This is a genomic window from Cocleimonas flava, assembly GCF_004339015.1.
Classification (GTDB): Bacteria; Pseudomonadota; Gammaproteobacteria; order Thiotrichales; family Thiotrichaceae; genus Cocleimonas; species Cocleimonas flava.
In genome coordinates, this window is record NZ_SMFQ01000005.1 from 313,216 (window position 1) to 331,256 (window position 18,041).

13 protein-coding genes are annotated in these 18,041 nt (G+C 40.2%); 2 read left to right on the forward strand and 11 right to left on the reverse strand.

The features are described from left to right. The first annotated feature begins 59 nt into the window (after positions 1–59). Complete coding sequence (gene recN / locus EV695_RS17940) at positions 60–1,733, forward strand: DNA repair protein RecN (protein ID WP_131907387.1); 1,674 nt, start codon at positions 60–62, stop codon at positions 1,731–1,733. Here the strand turns inward: recN and EV695_RS17945 are convergent. From EV695_RS17945 to EV695_RS17985, 9 genes are all read right to left on the reverse strand, one after another. Next, positions 1,699–3,327 carry a hypothetical protein gene (locus tag EV695_RS17945; protein ID WP_131907388.1) on the reverse strand — a complete coding sequence of 543 codons (1,629 nt, stop codon included), beginning with the start codon at positions 3,325–3,327 and terminating at the stop codon, positions 1,699–1,701. The genes recN and EV695_RS17945 overlap by 35 nt on opposite strands. Positions 3,328–3,574: 247 nt before the next feature. Beyond that, the gene (locus EV695_RS17950) at positions 3,575–4,723 is read right to left on the reverse strand and encodes a deoxyguanosinetriphosphate triphosphohydrolase (RefSeq protein WP_131907389.1); all 1,149 of its coding nucleotides are present in this window, start codon (positions 4,721–4,723) and stop codon (positions 3,575–3,577) included. Between the two features lie 15 nt (positions 4,724–4,738). After that, entirely contained in the window at positions 4,739–5,809 is a 1,071-nt protein-coding gene (gene aroB / locus EV695_RS17955) for a 3-dehydroquinate synthase (protein ID WP_131907390.1), read from the reverse strand. After that, positions 5,806–6,327, reverse strand: a complete 522-nt coding sequence (gene aroK, locus EV695_RS17960; protein WP_131907391.1) for a shikimate kinase AroK — start codon at positions 6,325–6,327, stop codon at positions 5,806–5,808. Before aroK ends, aroB begins: the two co-directional genes overlap by 4 nt. Before the next feature lie 119 nt (positions 6,328–6,446). Beyond that, positions 6,447–8,747: a type IV pilus secretin PilQ gene (locus EV695_RS17965; protein ID WP_131907392.1), complete on the reverse strand. Its 2,301-nt coding sequence runs from the start codon at positions 8,745–8,747 to the stop codon at positions 6,447–6,449. Positions 8,748–8,806: 59 nt separating this feature from the next. Then, positions 8,807–9,367 (reverse strand): pilus assembly protein PilP, encoded by a 561-nt coding sequence (locus tag EV695_RS17970; RefSeq protein WP_131907393.1) that lies wholly within the window; start codon positions 9,365–9,367, stop codon positions 8,807–8,809. Between the two features lie 4 nt (positions 9,368–9,371). Beyond that, positions 9,372–10,022: a type IV pilus inner membrane component PilO gene (locus EV695_RS17975; protein WP_243651714.1), complete on the reverse strand. Its 651-nt coding sequence runs from the start codon at positions 10,020–10,022 to the stop codon at positions 9,372–9,374. Then, entirely contained in the window at positions 10,012–10,590 is a 579-nt protein-coding gene (locus tag EV695_RS17980) for a PilN domain-containing protein (protein WP_131907394.1), read from the reverse strand. The genes EV695_RS17975 and EV695_RS17980 overlap by 11 nt, the downstream gene beginning before the upstream one ends. Next, positions 10,590–11,642 (reverse strand): pilus assembly protein PilM, encoded by a 1,053-nt coding sequence (locus tag EV695_RS17985; RefSeq protein WP_131907395.1) that lies wholly within the window; start codon positions 11,640–11,642, stop codon positions 10,590–10,592. The genes EV695_RS17980 and EV695_RS17985 overlap by 1 nt, the downstream gene beginning before the upstream one ends. 248 nt (positions 11,643–11,890) lie before the next feature. Between EV695_RS17985 and EV695_RS17990 the strand changes: the two genes are divergently transcribed. Next, entirely contained in the window at positions 11,891–14,533 is a 2,643-nt protein-coding gene (locus tag EV695_RS17990) for a penicillin-binding protein 1A (RefSeq protein ID WP_131907396.1), read from the forward strand. A 99-nt stretch (positions 14,534–14,632) separates the two neighbouring features. On the opposite strand, the gene lspA is transcribed toward EV695_RS17990, so the two are convergent. Further along, positions 14,633–15,196 (reverse strand): signal peptidase II, encoded by a 564-nt coding sequence (lspA, locus tag EV695_RS17995; RefSeq protein WP_131907397.1) that lies wholly within the window; start codon positions 15,194–15,196, stop codon positions 14,633–14,635. Beyond that, on the reverse strand, positions 15,189–17,978 hold the full coding sequence (gene ileS, locus EV695_RS18000) for an isoleucine--tRNA ligase (RefSeq protein ID WP_243651740.1): 2,790 nt from the start codon (positions 17,976–17,978) through the stop codon (positions 15,189–15,191). Before ileS ends, lspA begins: the two co-directional genes overlap by 8 nt. Positions 17,979–18,041: the final 63 nt, after the last annotated feature.

Here is an 18,041-nt window from a genome sequence, read left to right on the forward strand (position 1 = left end):
TTTGAATAATATCTGTAATAATAAAGTCATCCCAATCAGAAACTCATTGTCGAACAGTCATGCTTTCACATATCTATTTAAAAGATTTTGCCATTATTGAAAAACTCGATTTAGAGCTAAAGTCAGGCATGACTGCGCTCACCGGTGAAACGGGCGCTGGTAAATCGATTCTGATTGATGCGATTGGACTTGTGTTAGGCGATCGTGCAGATAGTGGCGTTGTTCGTCATGGCGCTGATAAAGCCGAAATCACATTAAGTGTGGATATTGAAGACACTCCATCTGCCCTACTTTGGTTGCAAGAACAAGAACTAGCAAATGAAAACGATGAAGAGAATCAATGCATATTGCGCCGGGTTATTTCATCTAACGGTAAATCACGAGCCTGGATTAATGGATCGCCCTGCAATCTAACTCTATTAAGACAACTGGGTGAACAACTCGTCGATATACATGGTCAACATGAACATCAATCGTTGATGAAAAAAGATATGCAGCGAACCATGTTAGATGATTACGCCAGCAATGAATCTCTTAGAAAAAGCGTAAAGAAAAAATTTCAAGAGTGGAAATCTCTTAAAACTAAACTGGAAAACCTTCAAGGTGCAAATAGTGATCATCAGGCAAAACTGGATTTACTGCGTTTTCAAACTCAGGAGCTGGATGATTTACAACTCACAGAAAATGAAGCACAACAGTTAGACGAAGAGCACTCTAAACTCTCCAATGCTGGTCAACTACTCGATGCAAGTTCGCAAAGCATTATGCAACTTTACGATGACGACGATAAATCAATCTATTCGGCCATCAGTGGAGTAACCCATCAATTAGAGTCTTTAAATCAACTGGATAGCGCGTTATCTGAACCTTTAGAGATGCTACAAAATGCGCAAATACAAATTCAGGAAGCCACTGACTTATTGCGTCGCTACAACGAAAGCGTTGGACTAGATCCAGAGCGTTTACATTGGGTAAATCAACGCCTATCGACATTGCACGATTTAGCACGTAAACACCAAACTGTCCCCGAAGAGTTATTCGCTAAATGGCAAATTCTGCATGAAGAATTACAATCTTTAGACAGTGACGAATATGATCTTGATGCATTACAAGAAAAGCTCAATCTAGCTGAAACAGCTTATTTAGAAGCTGCTTCAAAATTAAGTGACAGCAGAAACAAGTCTGGCAAAAAACTAGCCAAGGGCGTCACTAGCGCTATGCAAGAATTAGGCATGGAAGGTGGCATATTTGCCATTGCTATTGAAAAAACCGAAAGTTTCAATGCACATGGTAATGATCATGTTGAATTTCAAGTGAGCGGTAATCCAGGCCAACCTCTAAAATCTCTTATTAAAGTAGCTTCTGGAGGAGAACTGTCTAGAATTTCATTGGCTATTCAAATGATAGCAGCTCAGCGAATTACGCTTCCTGCACTCATATTTGATGAGGTAGATAGTGGTATTGGGGGTGGTATTGCAGAGGTTGTTGGACAACAACTCAGAAATCTGGGCCACAACAGACAAGTATTATGTGTTACTCACTTACCTCAAGTAGCCTCGCAGGCGCACAACCACTATCAAGTCACCAAGATAAAAGGCAATGACAAAACATCCACAGGGATGTTGGTTTTGAATGGCGAGCAACGCGTTAAGGAAGTTGCGCGCATGATGGGTGGAATAGAAATTACCGAATCCACACTCAATCTGGCAAAAGAGATGTTAACCACTGCATAACACCACCTTTTTCTTTTTCTGCCGATGATGTCTTGGTAGCTTTAGTCGTGTTTTCAGGAAGCACGATCTTCTTAGGTTTGTTCTTTTGCTGGTTAGTATCAGTCGCTATTTTTGCTACTTGCTTATCTTCAGCTTGTTTGTCAGCAGCATCTTCATCTATTTTATCTAAACTGCCATTTGCCACTGCATTTTCTATCGAGTTTTCTATTACCTCATCTATTTCCTGTGCAACAGTATCTGTATCTTCATTTTTCTCGGGAGGTAACGATGAAAGATCACCATCAAAAAGAACCACTACTTCAGGCTCATCAGGCAGTTCATCTTTCGCTGCTAGCTTAGGTGTTTTATCTTTAACCCCATCATTTTTATCTAAATAATCAAGTATTCCATCACCGTCGCTGTCTTTTGTTCCACCCTCTTCTTTGGTTAAGCGACTGTCTCCATCATCATTGCCATCCAGGTAGTTTGGCACACCATCTTGATCGGTATCATCGTTGATCGCAGTCCCATCGTTATTGATATCTTCAAACTTTGTCAAAATGCCATCATTGTCATCATCTTCGTCTAAAGCATCAATAATGCCGTCTCGGTCCGAGTCTTGTGGTGAATTTATATCCATTCCGACTTCTATCGCATCAGAAACTTTGTCTCCATCTGTATCACGTTTCATGATATCAGTACCCAAAATCAGCTCTTGAGAATCTAATAGCCCATCATTATCAGTATCGGTATAACGATTCACTTCTACTTTCTGTTTCTGTATTTTTTTAGGAAGAACAACGACTTTTGATTTTTCCTTAGTACCAGTGCTTTCACTCAAAGTTTTTTTGTTATTTGGCACTACTTCGGAAGCTTCAGTTTTTGGTGACGCTGCAACGAGTTCCTTATTATTTTTCTCAGAGCTTTCACTTAATGCTTTGGACGTTGATTCTACAATTGTTTTATTAGTTGGCTTTGAGGTACCGGCAGGCTTTGTAGCATTAGAAACCACTGCATTTTGTTTTTTATAGTTCGGGTCTAGATAATCAGCAATACCATCATTATTATAATCTGGAAGTTTAAGGTTATCGTTAATCCCATCTCCATTTTTGTCCACAGCCCCTGGACGTGATGCATCAAAGGCATCGTCAATACCATCGAGATTTTTATCTTGATTTAAGAAGCCTGCCTCAACACCATCAGCTAGGCCATCGTTGTCTGAGTCAGGGTCTAAATAATCGACAATACCATCTTTATCAGTATCGTTTTTGCTCTCAAGAAATGTCGGCAAACCATCGTTGTCATCGTCATAATCTAAGGCATCTATGCGATTATCATTATCACTGTCGAGTGGCTTGTTTACATTATCACCGACTTCGATACCATCATTAATACCATCACCATCTGTATCTGCAAGATATGCTTCAGTACCCAGTTTTTCTTCCTGTAGATCGGTTAGTCCATCACCATCACTATCTTTATCGATATTGGCAGCACTCAATACTTGAGGAGCAGCAATCGAGAGCAGAGCAAATAACGTTATTTTATTTAAATATGGCAGTAAGTATCTTTTCTTGAAGAAAAAACAATGCAATTGTGCGAATGATAATTTCACAGATATCCCCTAGCAACTCATGCTTATAGCCGAGCTAAATTATTATAATTATGAGGATAATGTTACATGGAACACCGGGAGATTCAAACTATTTCGGAGCAACGGCAGCTCTATTATTTGCCAAAAAAAAGCTGATAACAAATAGATAAAGAGGTCCTAACTTTGAGTGACATTTTGTGATCTACTGTTTAAAAATGTAAACGAAACTAATGCAGAGCTGAAATGTAGTTAAACATTCTAAAATAGATTAAAAAACATTGCCGTCTACACCAAACAGACGGGCATACTCTTTAGTGGCATATCGATCAGTCATTCCTGCAACATAATCAGCAATGACACGCGCCTGACCTGATAATCCTTCGTCTACTAGTGCATTCCGCGCTAGTTTCAAATGCCCCGGGGGAAGCAGTCTCAAGTCATGCATAAAAATATCAAAAAGTGCTTCTATTACCTGATGCGCTTTTCGAGTCATCCGATAAACCTTATGGTGAAAATACAGGTTCTCGCGTAAGTATTTTTTTAGCTCCTGATTATGCACCCTCATTTCATCACTAAAACTAATGAGTTGCTCAGAATGCTTTCTAACATCTTCTATAGATTCCGGATTTACTTCAGCTATCTTTGCTCTACTGGTTTCAACAAGATCGACAACCTGCTCACCGATCATGCGTCGAATGGTTTCGTGAACTCTTCGATTCCCCTTTAATTCTGGGTATTTCCACATGACTTTGTCATATTGAGTACTGAATAGCTGCATTTGTCTCATCTGCTCAATATTGATTAACCCGGAGCGAATACCATCATCTATATCATGATTATTATAGGCAATTTGATCAGCAATATTGGTTAACTGAGCTTCTAAGGAAGGCTGCTCCTTCTTAAGAAAGCGTTCACCAACATCACCTAAATTAGCGGCATTCTTTAATGAGCAATGCTTTAAAACCCCTTCGCGTGTTTCATAGCAAAGATTTAATCCATTAAAATCAGCGTAATTCTTTTCCAGTTCATCAATGATACGCAAAGACTGTAGGTTATGTTCAAATCCACCGTAATCCTTCATACAGGCATTCAGCGCATCTTGGCCAGCATGTCCAAAAGGAGTGTGACCGATATCATGAGCTAATGAAATAGCTTCTGTCAGGTCTTCATCCAAACTTAATGTACGAGCAATAGAACGAGCAATTTGAGCGACTTCTAATGAGTGCGTCAACCTTGTCCGATACAAGTCACCTTCGTGATTAACGAACACCTGAGTTTTATACTCAAGTCTTCTGAACCCTGTCGAATGAATGATTCGATCGCGATCTCGTTGAAATTCAGAACGATAAGTTGGAGCAGGTTCGGAAAATTTCCTGCCTTTACTAAATTCTGGACTGGCTGCGTAAGGAGCTTTCATTAATACCTTTTAGGTCTATGCGCCAAGCACGCGTAACAAAGCCTGCTTATCAAAATCACTGGATATAATACTTTCACCTAGCGATTTCATTAAGACTAAGTGCAATACACCATCCTGTACTTTTTTATCAATAGACATTAGCTCACTGAAACGCTCAGGTGATATCTCGGCAGGAGGGGCTATAGGCAAATTTGCTTTTTTAAGCAGAGTTTTCATGCTTGTAATATCGCTTTCTGAAAGCCACCCATGTTCTTTTGAAAGTTCAGCTGCCATTACCATGCCAGCAGAAATTGCCTCACCATGAAGCCAATTACCATAACCCATACCTGTTTCAATGGCATGACCAAAAGTATGCCCAAGATTCAGTAGCGCTCTTTGACCTGTTTCTTTTTCATCTGCAGCTACGATTTTTGCTTTGTGTTCACAGGATTTAAAAATGGCATAAGCTAATGCCTCCTGATCTCGACTTAAGAGCTTTTCCATATTTTGATCTAGCCAATCAATAAAGTCTAAATCGTTGATGTAGCCATATTTAATAATTTCTGCAATCCCGGCACTTAGCTCTCTATCGTCCAAGGTATTTAAGGTATCTGTATCTATGATGACGCATTGGGGCTGATGAAAAGCGCCAATCATGTTCTTACCCAGAGGATGATTCACCCCTGTTTTACCACCTACAGATGAGTCGACCATCGATAATAAGGTAGTAGGAACTTGAATGAAGTTAATTCCACGCTGATAGGTTGCGGCGGCAAAACCAGAAATATCTCCTACCACCCCCCCACCTAGGGCCACTAATGTGGTTTTACGATCACAACGTGCCTGCAGCATTTCCGTATGAATTTGCCCAAGAGTTTCCGTTGTTTTATATTTTTCTCCATCAGGCAGAGTAATATCTGTTGTTGCAAAACCTTCTGTCATATTGTGGATTTTATCCAGATACAACGGAGCTACCGTTGTATTAGAAACTATGGCGATAGACTGCCCTTTTATATAGGGCATGATTAATTCTGGTTTGTTTAATAAACCTGATCCAATAAAAATGGGATAACTACGATCTCCAAGATCAACATTTAATGTTTTCATTTTCTGATATGACTCTCTATCGCTTGCTCAACACGTTTTACTATTACAGCTGCTTTTTGCTTTCCTGTCATTATAACGGTATCTGCAACTTCTTTATAGAAAGGCTCTCGATCATTTAATAAGTTTCTTAAAGTAGTAAGGGGACTTTTGGTCTGCATTAATGGACGAGATTTATCGAAACGAATTCTCGAATATAAAAGCTCTGCCGTAGTGCATAGATAAACAACATGACCGTGCTCTTTCATATTTTTCCGGTTTTCTTCTCGCAATATGCTTCCACCGCCCGTAGCCAAAACTATATTCTCTAGTTGGCATAATTCTTTTATTATTTGCTCTTCCCTATCTCTAAACCCTTGTTCTCCTTCAATCTCGAAAATGGTCGCTATGTCTACGCCCGTTCTTTCTTCTATTACTCTATCTGTATCAAGAAATTCTTTATTTAACTGTTTCGCTAAATACCTACCTATGGTCGACTTCCCTGCTCCCATTAACCCTACTAAAATTATATTTTTATCCATGGAATGTTTTATGCCAGTTGCTTAAACAGGAATCAAGTGATAACTCTTTTCTGCACCCAAAAAAAACGCCTGGTTAACCAGGCGTTTTAATTTTATTTAATGATTTAAAAAACAATCAATTACTTCATGATTTTTGGTGTAACAAAGATAAGCAACTCACGTTTTTCATCATTATCAGTATCAGTTCTGAATAGACGACCTAACACTGGCACATCACCTAGCACCGGTACTTTATCAACTTTCGATGACTTCACCTCTTCATGAACACCACCTAATACGACGGTCTGACCATTTCCTACAAGTACCTGAGTGTTTATCTCTCTAGTATTGATACTAGGAACATCTGCGTATATTTCGCCGACTGTATCCTGGTTTACCTTTAGGTCCATAATGACATGTTCATCAGGAGTGATTTGCGGTGTCACTTCCAAACTTAGTACTGCCTTCTTAAATGCAACCGTAGCCGCACCACTCGAACTTGCCTCGGTATATGGAATTTCAACACCTTGTTCGATTAATGCCTTCTTCTTATCAGCGGTAACAACACGTGGAGTTGATATTACTTCACCTTTATTCTCAGCCTGAAGCGCTGATAACTCTAAATCTAGTAAGTAATCTCCGCTTAATAATGAAAATGCAATTTGTCCTGCTGCTGCTGTAACTGGCATATTCACATTCAATCTATCGCTCAGACCAGGAACAGCTACTGATGAGCCTCCTCCTACAAGATCGTTAACCATCGAACTAGTACTTTCCGAACTACCTGATGTACTTAGGTTTTTACCGAATGCTGTAGCACCGAATCTTGCTCCTAATTCTTTACTGAACTCATCAGTAGCAATCACTATTCTTGACTCAACCGAAACTTGTTGAACTGGTACATCTAAGCTTTTAATAAGATTCTTAATATCAGCAACACGAGACGCTGTTTCTCTTACAATAATTGTATTGGTTCTTTCATCACCAGATGCATAACCTCGAGCTGAAATCGCTGAGTGCTCTGTACCAGTATCACTTTGAATCATAGCGAGCATATCTGCAGCTTTTGCATAATTCACAGGAATGTATTCTGTAATTAATGGCTCAAGTGCCTGTTTGCGTTTATGCGCCTGTAATTCACGTTGCTCTTTAGCTTCTAACTCAGTTGCTTGTGCAACCCAGATTACATTTCCATTACTTCGCATTGCCAAGCCCTTAGACTCCAACACGATATCTAACGCCTGATCCCATGGAACATCTTTCAGTCTAAGTGTGATATTACCTTTTACGCTATCACTAACAACGATATTCTTATCCGTAAAGTCAGCTAATAACTGTAGAACTGAACGTACTTCAATATCCTGGAAATTTAATGAAAGCTTTTTCCCCTTATAGTGCTTCTTCTTTTGCACTAATGGGTTAGTTTTAGCTTTAGGCTTAACTTTCTTCAGATTAACAATGTAGTTTGCGCCATTTTTTGATGTATCAAATTCAAATGCTGAATTCGCCATTATCTTGACTTGGACATCTCGACCACTTCTGATTATATCTATATAAGATGCAGGTGTTGCAAAATCCAAAACATCGATCCGCTTCTTCGCTTGCTTCGCTGCAGTATTTTTAATCGTTAAAACAACGGTATTACCAAACTTACGAGATTCTACAACGGTAGCTGCACTTGGAAGCTTAATTAGCGCACGTCCACCTGCATTTTCTGTTCTATGAAAATCTATCTGACCTAAAACATGATTAGCTCTATGTTGAGGAGATCTATGTGTTACAGCACGCTGTGTTGGTTTATATTTTGCCTGAGTCGTTTTAGGACGCGCGACATAGTTACTTGCAACAGCTTGTTGTTTCACGCTCTTAGCTTTCACAACCGGACCTGGTCTTTTATTTAGATCCGCCGGCTTGTATGCCGCGAGCCTTTTAGCTTCTGCTGCTTTTCTTGCCTGGTTTCTTTGAACAGCTGCTCGTTTTTGCTCTGCTGCTCTCTTTTGAGCAGCGACCTGACGCGCTTTGGCTTGAGCTTGTGCATTATTCGGGGCTGCCTGTTGATCATCGAACGTCAGAACAACATCATTACCTTGTAAACTAGTGGTGTATTTTGTGAGTTTGTTTAAAGAAACCATAACTCTTAACTTATCGCCTGCTCCAGCCAGCTTGACTCCTTTCACAGACTTCGAGTTAACTTGATGGCTTCTCTTACCCATTCCTCTTTCAGCATTCTCAAAGTCTAAAACTATGCCTGCTGGCTGCTTCATTAAAAAGCTTTTTGGTATTCCTACTTTACTGTCAAAATGCAGACGTAAACTCGATTTACCAGATGATTGAATTGCAGAATCCACACTTTGCAAACGAGCTGTAGCGTAACTACTACCAGTTGCAAGTAACAGTGCCGGCAAGCTCAAGCCCAATAAGGTACGTGTAATAATTTTCATGTTAAATAACCCACTCGTTTAATTTTATTTTTATTTTTCAGTTCCAATTGATCTTCAAGTTATTCTTGATTAAGAGCAATGGATATATCTCTTTCCTTATAACCGCCTAAACCGTTCGATACGGTCTCAACCATGTCCATTTTCACTTCTGAAATATTCATGATTTTTCCATAATTTTGGCCAAGATAATTTCCCGCTTTAACAGTTTGCACTGCTCCTTCAGGAATTTTCACTAAAGCCCATAAGGTATTATCTTTTTTTACTGTGCCAACCATTCTCAAACTATCCAGTGGAAAACCTTCCAGGAATTCTGGTACGCGAGTAGTATCAATATTAATACCATTATCAATAATTTCTTCCCTTACTGTATTTGGCGCTAGCATCGCAGCATCAAAGGGATCTTTTTCATGTTCTGGATAGATATACCTTAAATAAGGCTTAACCTCTGGGATCGGTACAATTGGTGCAGCCGGCTTACCACGCTGCTCTGCAAAGTACGTATCCAAATCAGCTTTACTGACATTACACCCAGTTAGCATAAGAGAAGATACACACAAAGGTAAGATTATCGCTGCCTTTTTGAAATGATAATTCTTTGATTTATTTAGCTTATTAATCATTATCCTAGCCCTCAGTCCCTTCCACTTCTTCTTCACTTAAGTAACGATACGTTTTAATCGTCGCTTTTAGAGAAAGGCGTGAAATTGTCGGTTTATTCTTATTCTTTTTTGCGGCGTCTTTTTCTTTCTTTTCTTCAGCTTGTTGCAATTGGATATTATTAATCGTAACAATTCTAGGTAAGGCTGAAAGATCGCTCACAAAACCAGCTAATTCTGCGTAAGTACCTTTTGCTTCGATTTTTATCGGCTTTTCAGCAAAAAACTCTTTATGTATTTCATCTTCAGGTTTAAACAGTTCAATTTCTAAACCATTACTTAAGCCTTTTTCAGAGATATCGAGTATTAAACCTGGGATTTCAGTATCACTTGGCAACTGATCTTTTAGTGCTCCAAATGAAATCTGCATCTCTTCTAATTGTGCCTTATATGCTGGCAATTGATTAGCGCGAGCCTGCTTCTTTTCATAAACTTTACGCTTATCTTGCTCTTGAGACTGCACTGTTTTAAGAGTGGCCAGCTGATCAACAATAACTAATTTATAACCGATGAATAAAGCCAAACTAAATACGATAACAACCGCACCAATCTTTATCGGCAATGAAACGTTAGCCGGATCGCTTAATAGATTATTAATTTCTTGAGTATCAATTGCCATTTTCGCTCTCCTTATCCCCAGCCTGCGTGAGTAATTGATTTACATTTAGCTTGAAAGATCTTAAACGACTCTTATCATCTTTAGGATCGACCTTAATCGTATTCAAATCTGAAGAACTCAACCAAGGTGAAGCATTCAATCTATTCATATAACTAGATACTCGAGCACTAGACTCCGCTTTACCCTCTAGTTTGATTTTGTTTTCTTCTTGAACGAGATGAGTTAAGTAGAGCCCTTTAGGTAAAGCATTAACCATTTCGTCGAACAGATGCACAATACCAGGTCGTGTTGACTGTAATTTTTCAATGACAGCAATACGATCTAACAATGCTTTTTTATTCGCATCCAGGGTTTTGATTTCCTCTAAAGTCTTATCAAGTCTTTTAATTTCTGCCTGTATATAAGCATTTCTACTTTCTTGATAAGAAATTCTACCTTCCATATAGGTATATCCAGCACCGACTGCAAGTACACCGACTGCAACCGCGCCCACGATGGACATAACGAATTGCTGCTGGCTTTTCTTCCTCGCAGCCTCACGCCATGGTAATAAATTTATTCCAGCCATTATTCAAACCCCCTTAAAGCTAATCCCGCAGGAACTAACATCGCAGGAATGTCACTGGTGAAACGTGCTGGATTTACTTTTGAATGCAACACGACATTTGCAAATGGATTTGCTAAAGCAGTAGGTATTCCTATTAGCTCTTGAATTTGCTCATCGATACCAGGAATACTTGCACAGCCTCCTGATAAAAGAACTTTGTCTACTTTCTCATTTTGAGTAGAGGCGTAATAGAACTGAAGAAATCGTTGTACCTGTCTCACCATGTTTTCTCTGAATGGATCAAGTACTTCAGAAACATAACCTTCAGGTAAATTTCCGTTTTTCTTGGCTAGACCAGATTCAGCGTAAGAAAGACCATAGCGTTGAGATATTTCTTCTGTAAGTTGTCTACCACCGAAAACTTGCTCTCTAGAGAAAACAACTTTACCTTGTTCAAATACATTGATACCCGTCATAGATGCACCGAAGTCAACTGCTGCGACAACATCATGCTTATCTAGCTCGTTGATCATTGTTTTAAACAATAACTCAACTGCGTTGGATTCAAGGTCGACTATTTCTACATGCAGACCTGCCATTTCGGCAGCTGCCAGCCTAACTTCAACATTTTCTGTTCGTGTTCCGGCAATCAAAACATCCATCATTTCTGATGAAGTTTCTGATGGACCCAGAACTTCAAAATCGAAATTAACCTCATCCATGGGATAAGGAATGTACTGTTCGGCTTCTAAGGAAATTTGAGCTTCTAATTCACCCGCTGGAATGGATGCTGGGATAGTGATAATTTTATTGATAGCCATCGAAGAAGGAATACCTAAAGCACATCGTCTGCTTTTGGTACGGCTGTTTTTCACAGCTTGCTTGATAGCTTCGCCTACTTTCTCGGCTTCGTTGATATCTCTTTCACTTGTTACACCATCAGGTAAGCCCGATACAGCGTAACTATCCACACGATAATCAGACCCTTTTCGAGAGAGCTCTAACAGCTTTACAGCTGATGAACTTATATCAATGCCTAAGAGATTGCCGCTTTTCTTTGAGAAGGAAAACACAGATTAGATCCTTTTATTGTTATTATTTATAGAAACCCTTGAGGGGTATTTCTTATTAGTTCTGTGACAATACTAGCGTCGATTAATAAAATAGTCTACCCTCTTACCCCTCTATGGCACATACTTTGGACGGACGGTAGAATGTTATAATTTTTAATTATAAGGAACTACTGCTTAGTAATACCTATCAAGCATATTAAAAATTAATATATAACAAACACCTAGAAAAACAAATTTTATCAATTCAAATGCCTCTATTTAAAATACTCATTCGTTACATCATTGCTCCTATTTTCTTTGTCAGCATATTAGGAATTGTAGGTATCACTGCGATCTATTTTTATTATTCATCGCAAATACCATCAGTAAGTGAATTAAAAAACACCCAGCTCAACTTACCGCTAAGGGTATACAGTAGTGATGATCAACTTATCGCTGAGTTTGGAGAGCATCGTAGACGTCCGGTTAAATATAACCAGGTTCCAGATAATTTAAAAAACGCTTTTATTTCAATTGAAGACTCTCGCTTCTACCAACATAAAGGTGTGGACTTTAAAGGTATTGCCCGTGCGATTGTATCTGCCGTAAAAAGTGGTCGCGTTAGCCAAGGGGCTAGTACTATTACCATGCAAGTCGCTAGAAACTTCTTTTTAACCAATGAAAGAACGGTTGATAGAAAATTACGTGAAGCACTTCTTGCCTTAAAAATAGAAGATGAGCTTACCAAACAAGAAATTTTAGAACTGTACCTGAATAAAATATTTTTAGGAAAACGTTCATATGGCGTTGGATCAGCCGCTGAAATTTATTATGGTAAAAAAGTAGAAGATCTTACGCTGGCTCAAAGTGCGATGATTGCAGGATTGCCTAAAGCACCCTCAAAATACAACCCTGTAAGAAACCCCAAAAGAGCCAAAGTCAGAAGAGATTACATTCTTAAGCGTATGCTTGAGCTTGGCTATATTGGTGACACTGATTATCAAACCGCTTTAGCAGAAGAAATCACCGCAGAAATTCATAATGTAGAAAATGAAACCTATGCCCCTTACATGGCAGAGATGGCAAGAACGGATGCGATCAGACGCTATGGTGAAGAAAACATCTATAAGCTGGGCTTAAAGATTTACACGACCCTTGATAGCGCAGAGCAAGACAACGCCATTCAAACACTTCGTAACAATCTTTTGAGTTATACCAAGCGACATGGTTATAGAGGTGCTGAAGACAAAGTAGAACTGGAGTCTTTAAAAACCACGAAAGAAAAACAGGAAAAACTAAAAACATATAAAGTATTTGCCGAACTCTATCCTGCTCTGGTTATCAGCAGTAACGCGAAAGAAGCTGTATTAGAGGTTTATAAAGAAAGTAAGCCGGTAAAAATCACCCTAAAGCAAATGTCCTGGGCAAGAAAATACATCAATGAAAATAAAAGAGGGAAGAAACCCAAGGCTGTAGATTCTGTCATAGTTGCAGGCGATGTTATTAGAGTCATGAAAGATGACAAAGGTATCTGGAATCTTTCTCAAGTACCAAAAGTAACCGGCGCACTTGTTGCAATGAACCCAAAAAATGGCGCTATTGAAGCCATAGCAGGCGGTTTTGATTTTACTTACAGTAAATTCAACCGGGCAATTCAGGCAAAACGTCAACCAGGCTCCAGCTTTAAACCGTTTATATACGCGGCAGCGCTGGAAAAGGGATATTCTCCTGCAACAACTGTCGAAGATGAGCCTCTTGATTTAGCAAACAGCACGTGGGACCCACAAAACTACGGCCATGAATTTGGTGGACCTACCCGATTGCGTGTTGCATTAGCCAAATCAAAGAATCTGGTTTCTATCAGACTTTTACAACAAATAGGCCTTGGATACGCGATTGAATATGCAAAACGTTTTGGCTTTAAGAAACGAGCCTTACCAGAAGACTTAACACTGGCGTTAGGAACAGGATCTGCGACTCCGTTAGAAATGGCGACGGCATACTCAAGTTTTGCCAATGGCGGATTTAAAGTAGAAAGTCACTTCATCCGCAAAATCGTGGATCGCACCAACACCACTATATACGAAGCAAACCCATATACAGCGTGTGAGGATTGCTCTACAAACAACCCTAATTCTTCCAAGATCAATCCTGCGAAACGAATTATGAAACCGACGGTGCATTATCAGATAACCAGTATGCTTCAGAGTGTAGCCCAATCAGGCACTGGTTCTCGGACAAATAGACTCAAGCGAAGAGACTTAGCAGGTAAGACTGGCACAACCGATGACCAGAAAGATGCCTGGTTCTGTGGATTTTCACCCACCAAAGTAACCACTGTCTGGGTTGGGTTTGATCGCATTGCTCCACTCGGAAGAAAAGAGACTGCTGCAGGCGCTGCATTACCGATCTGGATAGATTTCATGGGCACTGCGCTTAAAGGAGAAAAGGACGTTGGCTGGAAAGTCCCAAGAGGACTGATCAACGTTCAACTGGATGCTGAAACCGGCATGCCACCTAATGAATATACAATGGAAACGATCAATGAGGCATTAACTCCTGAGCAGATTCCAACTGAAGAAGAAATCTTAGCCTATATGGCAGCTCATCGTGAAGACATGCTTGAGCAACGTGAAATGCAAGTTCTGGAAAACATGGAAAACTTAGATGAAGTGACCAGAGCTAGACACATGGAACGCATTAGAAGAGAAGCCGCACAAAGACAGGAAAACCAAAGAAGACGCGAACAAGCCCGTCAAAGAGAAATAGATAGATTACGCAGCTTAGGCATTGAGCCACCAGCATCTTTAACGCAACAACAGCCTCAAGCCAATATGAATGATCAACAGCCCATAGATAGAACACAAAGGGCAAATAGAGAAGGCGTAGAAATGCCAGAACAGTTATTCTAGCGTTTCAATAGACATTTAATTTACACCCCCCTACTTTGGGGCGTTTTTTCATAACAAATTAAACCCAGGCTTTATGTCTGGGTTTAATTTATCTTAAGATTATTCTTCTTCAGAATAAAAGAAACTACCAATAACAAGAATAACTGCACCGATATTTATTGCGATATCAGCGACGTTAAACGTAGCAAAATGAGAAAAACCATCAGCCCACTTAGAAAGAAAAAACACCTCCCAATCAGCATAGACATCGATAAAATCGATAACGCGACCATGCAACACACGATCAATCAGGTTATTCCCAACGGCTCCACCCAAAACAAGTGAGAGCCCAATGGCCGTCCATTTCTGATCTTCCTTTAACTTCTTTAGCCAGACCAGAATAACAATACTGACAACGATGGTTAGCCCTACAAAAAACCAGCGCTGCCAGCCGCCCTGATCACCAAGAAAGCTAAACGCAGCGCCATAATTATAAGCAAGTGTGAAGTTTAAATGAGGTATAACAGGGTAGCTCGCACCACCTAGCTCAAGACTGCTTTCAGCAGTCCATTTCGTTATCTGATCAATAAAAATAACAACAAAGCTAACCCATAACCACTTCAATGAGGTATTGGACAGAATAGAGCTTTCTTCAGTTAAGTCCGCAGCCTTTTTATTAGGCATATGAACGAGCCTCACCGTCACCAGCGACATTTTCTACACAACGTCCACAAAGTTCAGGGTGCTCAGGATCTACACCAACATCTGCTCTGTGATGCCAACAACGAACGCACTTTTCAAGCGTCGAAGCATTCACTGAAAGCCATACACCATCAACATTGTCACCTTCGGCAGCAACACTATTTTCAGGTTGTTGTGCAGTCTCTTCAACTTTCGCATCTGAAGTTATCAAGACAAAACGTAACTCATCTTTTAGTTTGCTTAAAGCCGCATAGGTATCACCGGATGCATACACTGTTACTTCCGCATTTAAAGAAGAACCAATCGAGCCATCTTTACGTAGCTGCTCTAGTTGTTTACTGACAGCGACACGTACAGCAAAAACTTTATCCCATTCTTGCTCTGTTAATGCTTCGTTACTTCCTAGTTCAAAGAGTTCTTCGTACCATTGAGTTAACAAAACATAGTCTACTGGCTTCTTACCTTGCATAGCTTCATCTTGATACATCGAATCCCAGATTTCTTCCGAAGTAAAACTGAGGATTGGGTACATCCAGCGAACCAGAGCTTGTAAAATATGATAAGAGGCAGTCTGCGCAGAGCGACGTGCCAATGAATTAGCAGGCATGGTGTACTGCCTATCTTTAGTTATATCTAAATACAAACTTCCCATTTCAACCGAACAGAACTTAAGAATTTCCTGATAGACCAAATGGAATTGCATCTTCTCGTAAGCATCAACAATAATAGCCTGTGACTTATGCGCCTTCGCCATTGCCCAGCGATCCAGCGCCAACATGTCCTCAGGTGCTACAGTGTCTGTCGCAGGGTTGAAATCATTGGTATTCGACAAAAGATATCTCGCGGTATTACGTATACGGCGATAAGCATCTGCAGAACGTTTCAGGATTTCATCAGACACCGTAATTTCACGAGAATAATCAGATGATGATACCCAAAGACGCAAAATATCTGCCCCAAGGTTTTTCATCACTTTATCCGGGTAGATAACATTACCTACCGACTTAGACATTTTCTTGCCTTCGGCATCCGTCACAAAGCCATGTGTCAGAACATTTTTATACGGAGGTCTGCCACGCATTGCCACAGATGTTAATAATGACGAATGGAACCAACCACGATGCTGATCCGACCCTTCCAAATACATATCTGCAGGAGAATTTCTTAAACGGTCATCTCTGTCGAGCACAGAAAAATGAGTTGTTCCAGAATCAAACCAAACATCTAGGGTATCAGTGGTTTTGTCGTAGTCACTGGCGTCACTGCCGATAAGCTCTTCAGATGAAGTTTTATGCCAATACTCAATGCCTTCTTTCTCCATACCTAGAGCCACTTTTTCCATGATCTCAAGTGTATTCGGATGCAGTTCCTGGGTATCTTTATGCACAAACAAAGTAATTGGCACACCCCAGAAACGCTGGCGTGATATACACCAATCTGGACGGCCTTCAATCATTTTATAGATTCGGCTCTTACCCCAATCAGGAATCCATTTCACTTCATCGATACCCTTTAAGGCATCTTGACGTAAATTCTGTTTCTCCATGCTGATAAACCACTGTGGTGTTGCACGGAAAATAATAGGGGTTTTATGTCTCCAACAATGTGGGTAACTATGACGAATTTTTTCTTTGTGCAATAAACTGCCGTTCTCTTCAATCTTCTCAAGAACCGTTTTATTTCCAGTGTATACAAATTGACCACCAACTAACTCAGTATCCGCCAGGAAGTGACCGTCATTACCCAATGGATTGATGATTTCAAGGTTATATTTTTTAGCAACCACATAGTCATCCGCACCATGAGCGGCGGCAGTATGTACAGCACCAGTACCACCTTCAGCAGTAACATGCTCACCCAAAATAACAGGAAGTTCTCTGTCGTAGAAAGGATGCTTGAGAATTAAGCCTTCAAGATCAGCACCTTTGCATCGACCCAGAATACCTTTGTTTTCGAGCTCGTAGCGGGCTAAAGCAGCTTCATACAAGGTTTCTTCTAATACAAGATTACCTTTATCTGTAGCAACAAGAATATATTCAAAATCAGCATTCAACGTAACCGCCATACTCGCTGGCAGCGTCCATGGCGTTGTGGTCCAGATTACGACATTGATATCCGTTGTGCCTGGAGCACCAAACTTTTCTGCGAAAGCGGCTTGATCAACAGCCTGATATTTAACATCAATTGAATCAGAGGTCTTATCCTCATATTCAACTTCCGCTTCAGCCAGCGAAGAACCACAATCCAGACACCAGTTAACCGGCTTCTGTCCTTTTTCTAAATGGCCCTTGTCGATGATCATCGCCAATGAGCGAACGATATCGGCTTCCGTCTGGAAATTCATCGTCAGATAAGGCTTGTCCCAGTCACCTAAGACTCCCATACGAACAAAGTCAGCTTTCTGACCTTCTATCTGCTTGGTTGCGTATTCACGGCATAGCTTTCTAAATTCTGTTGCATCGACCTTTTGACCAACTTTGCCAACCTTTTTCTCAACCTGAGCTTCAATCGGAAGTCCATGACAATCCCAGCCCGGCACATAAGGTGCATCGAAGCCAGCCAAGGTCTTGCTTTTCAAGATCATGTCTTTAAGGATTTTATTGACGGCGTGACCAATATGCAGATCACCATTCGCATACGGAGGACCATCATGCAAAATATAGGTAGGTCTTCCCTCAGCGTGTTTACGAAGCTGCGAATATAGATCTGACTCAATCCATCCTTTCAACATCGCAGGTTCACGATTTGCCAGATTACCCTTCATAGGGAAATTCGTTTTCGGTAGATTTAGTGTCTTTTTATAATCGATCGAATTATTTGTGTCGTT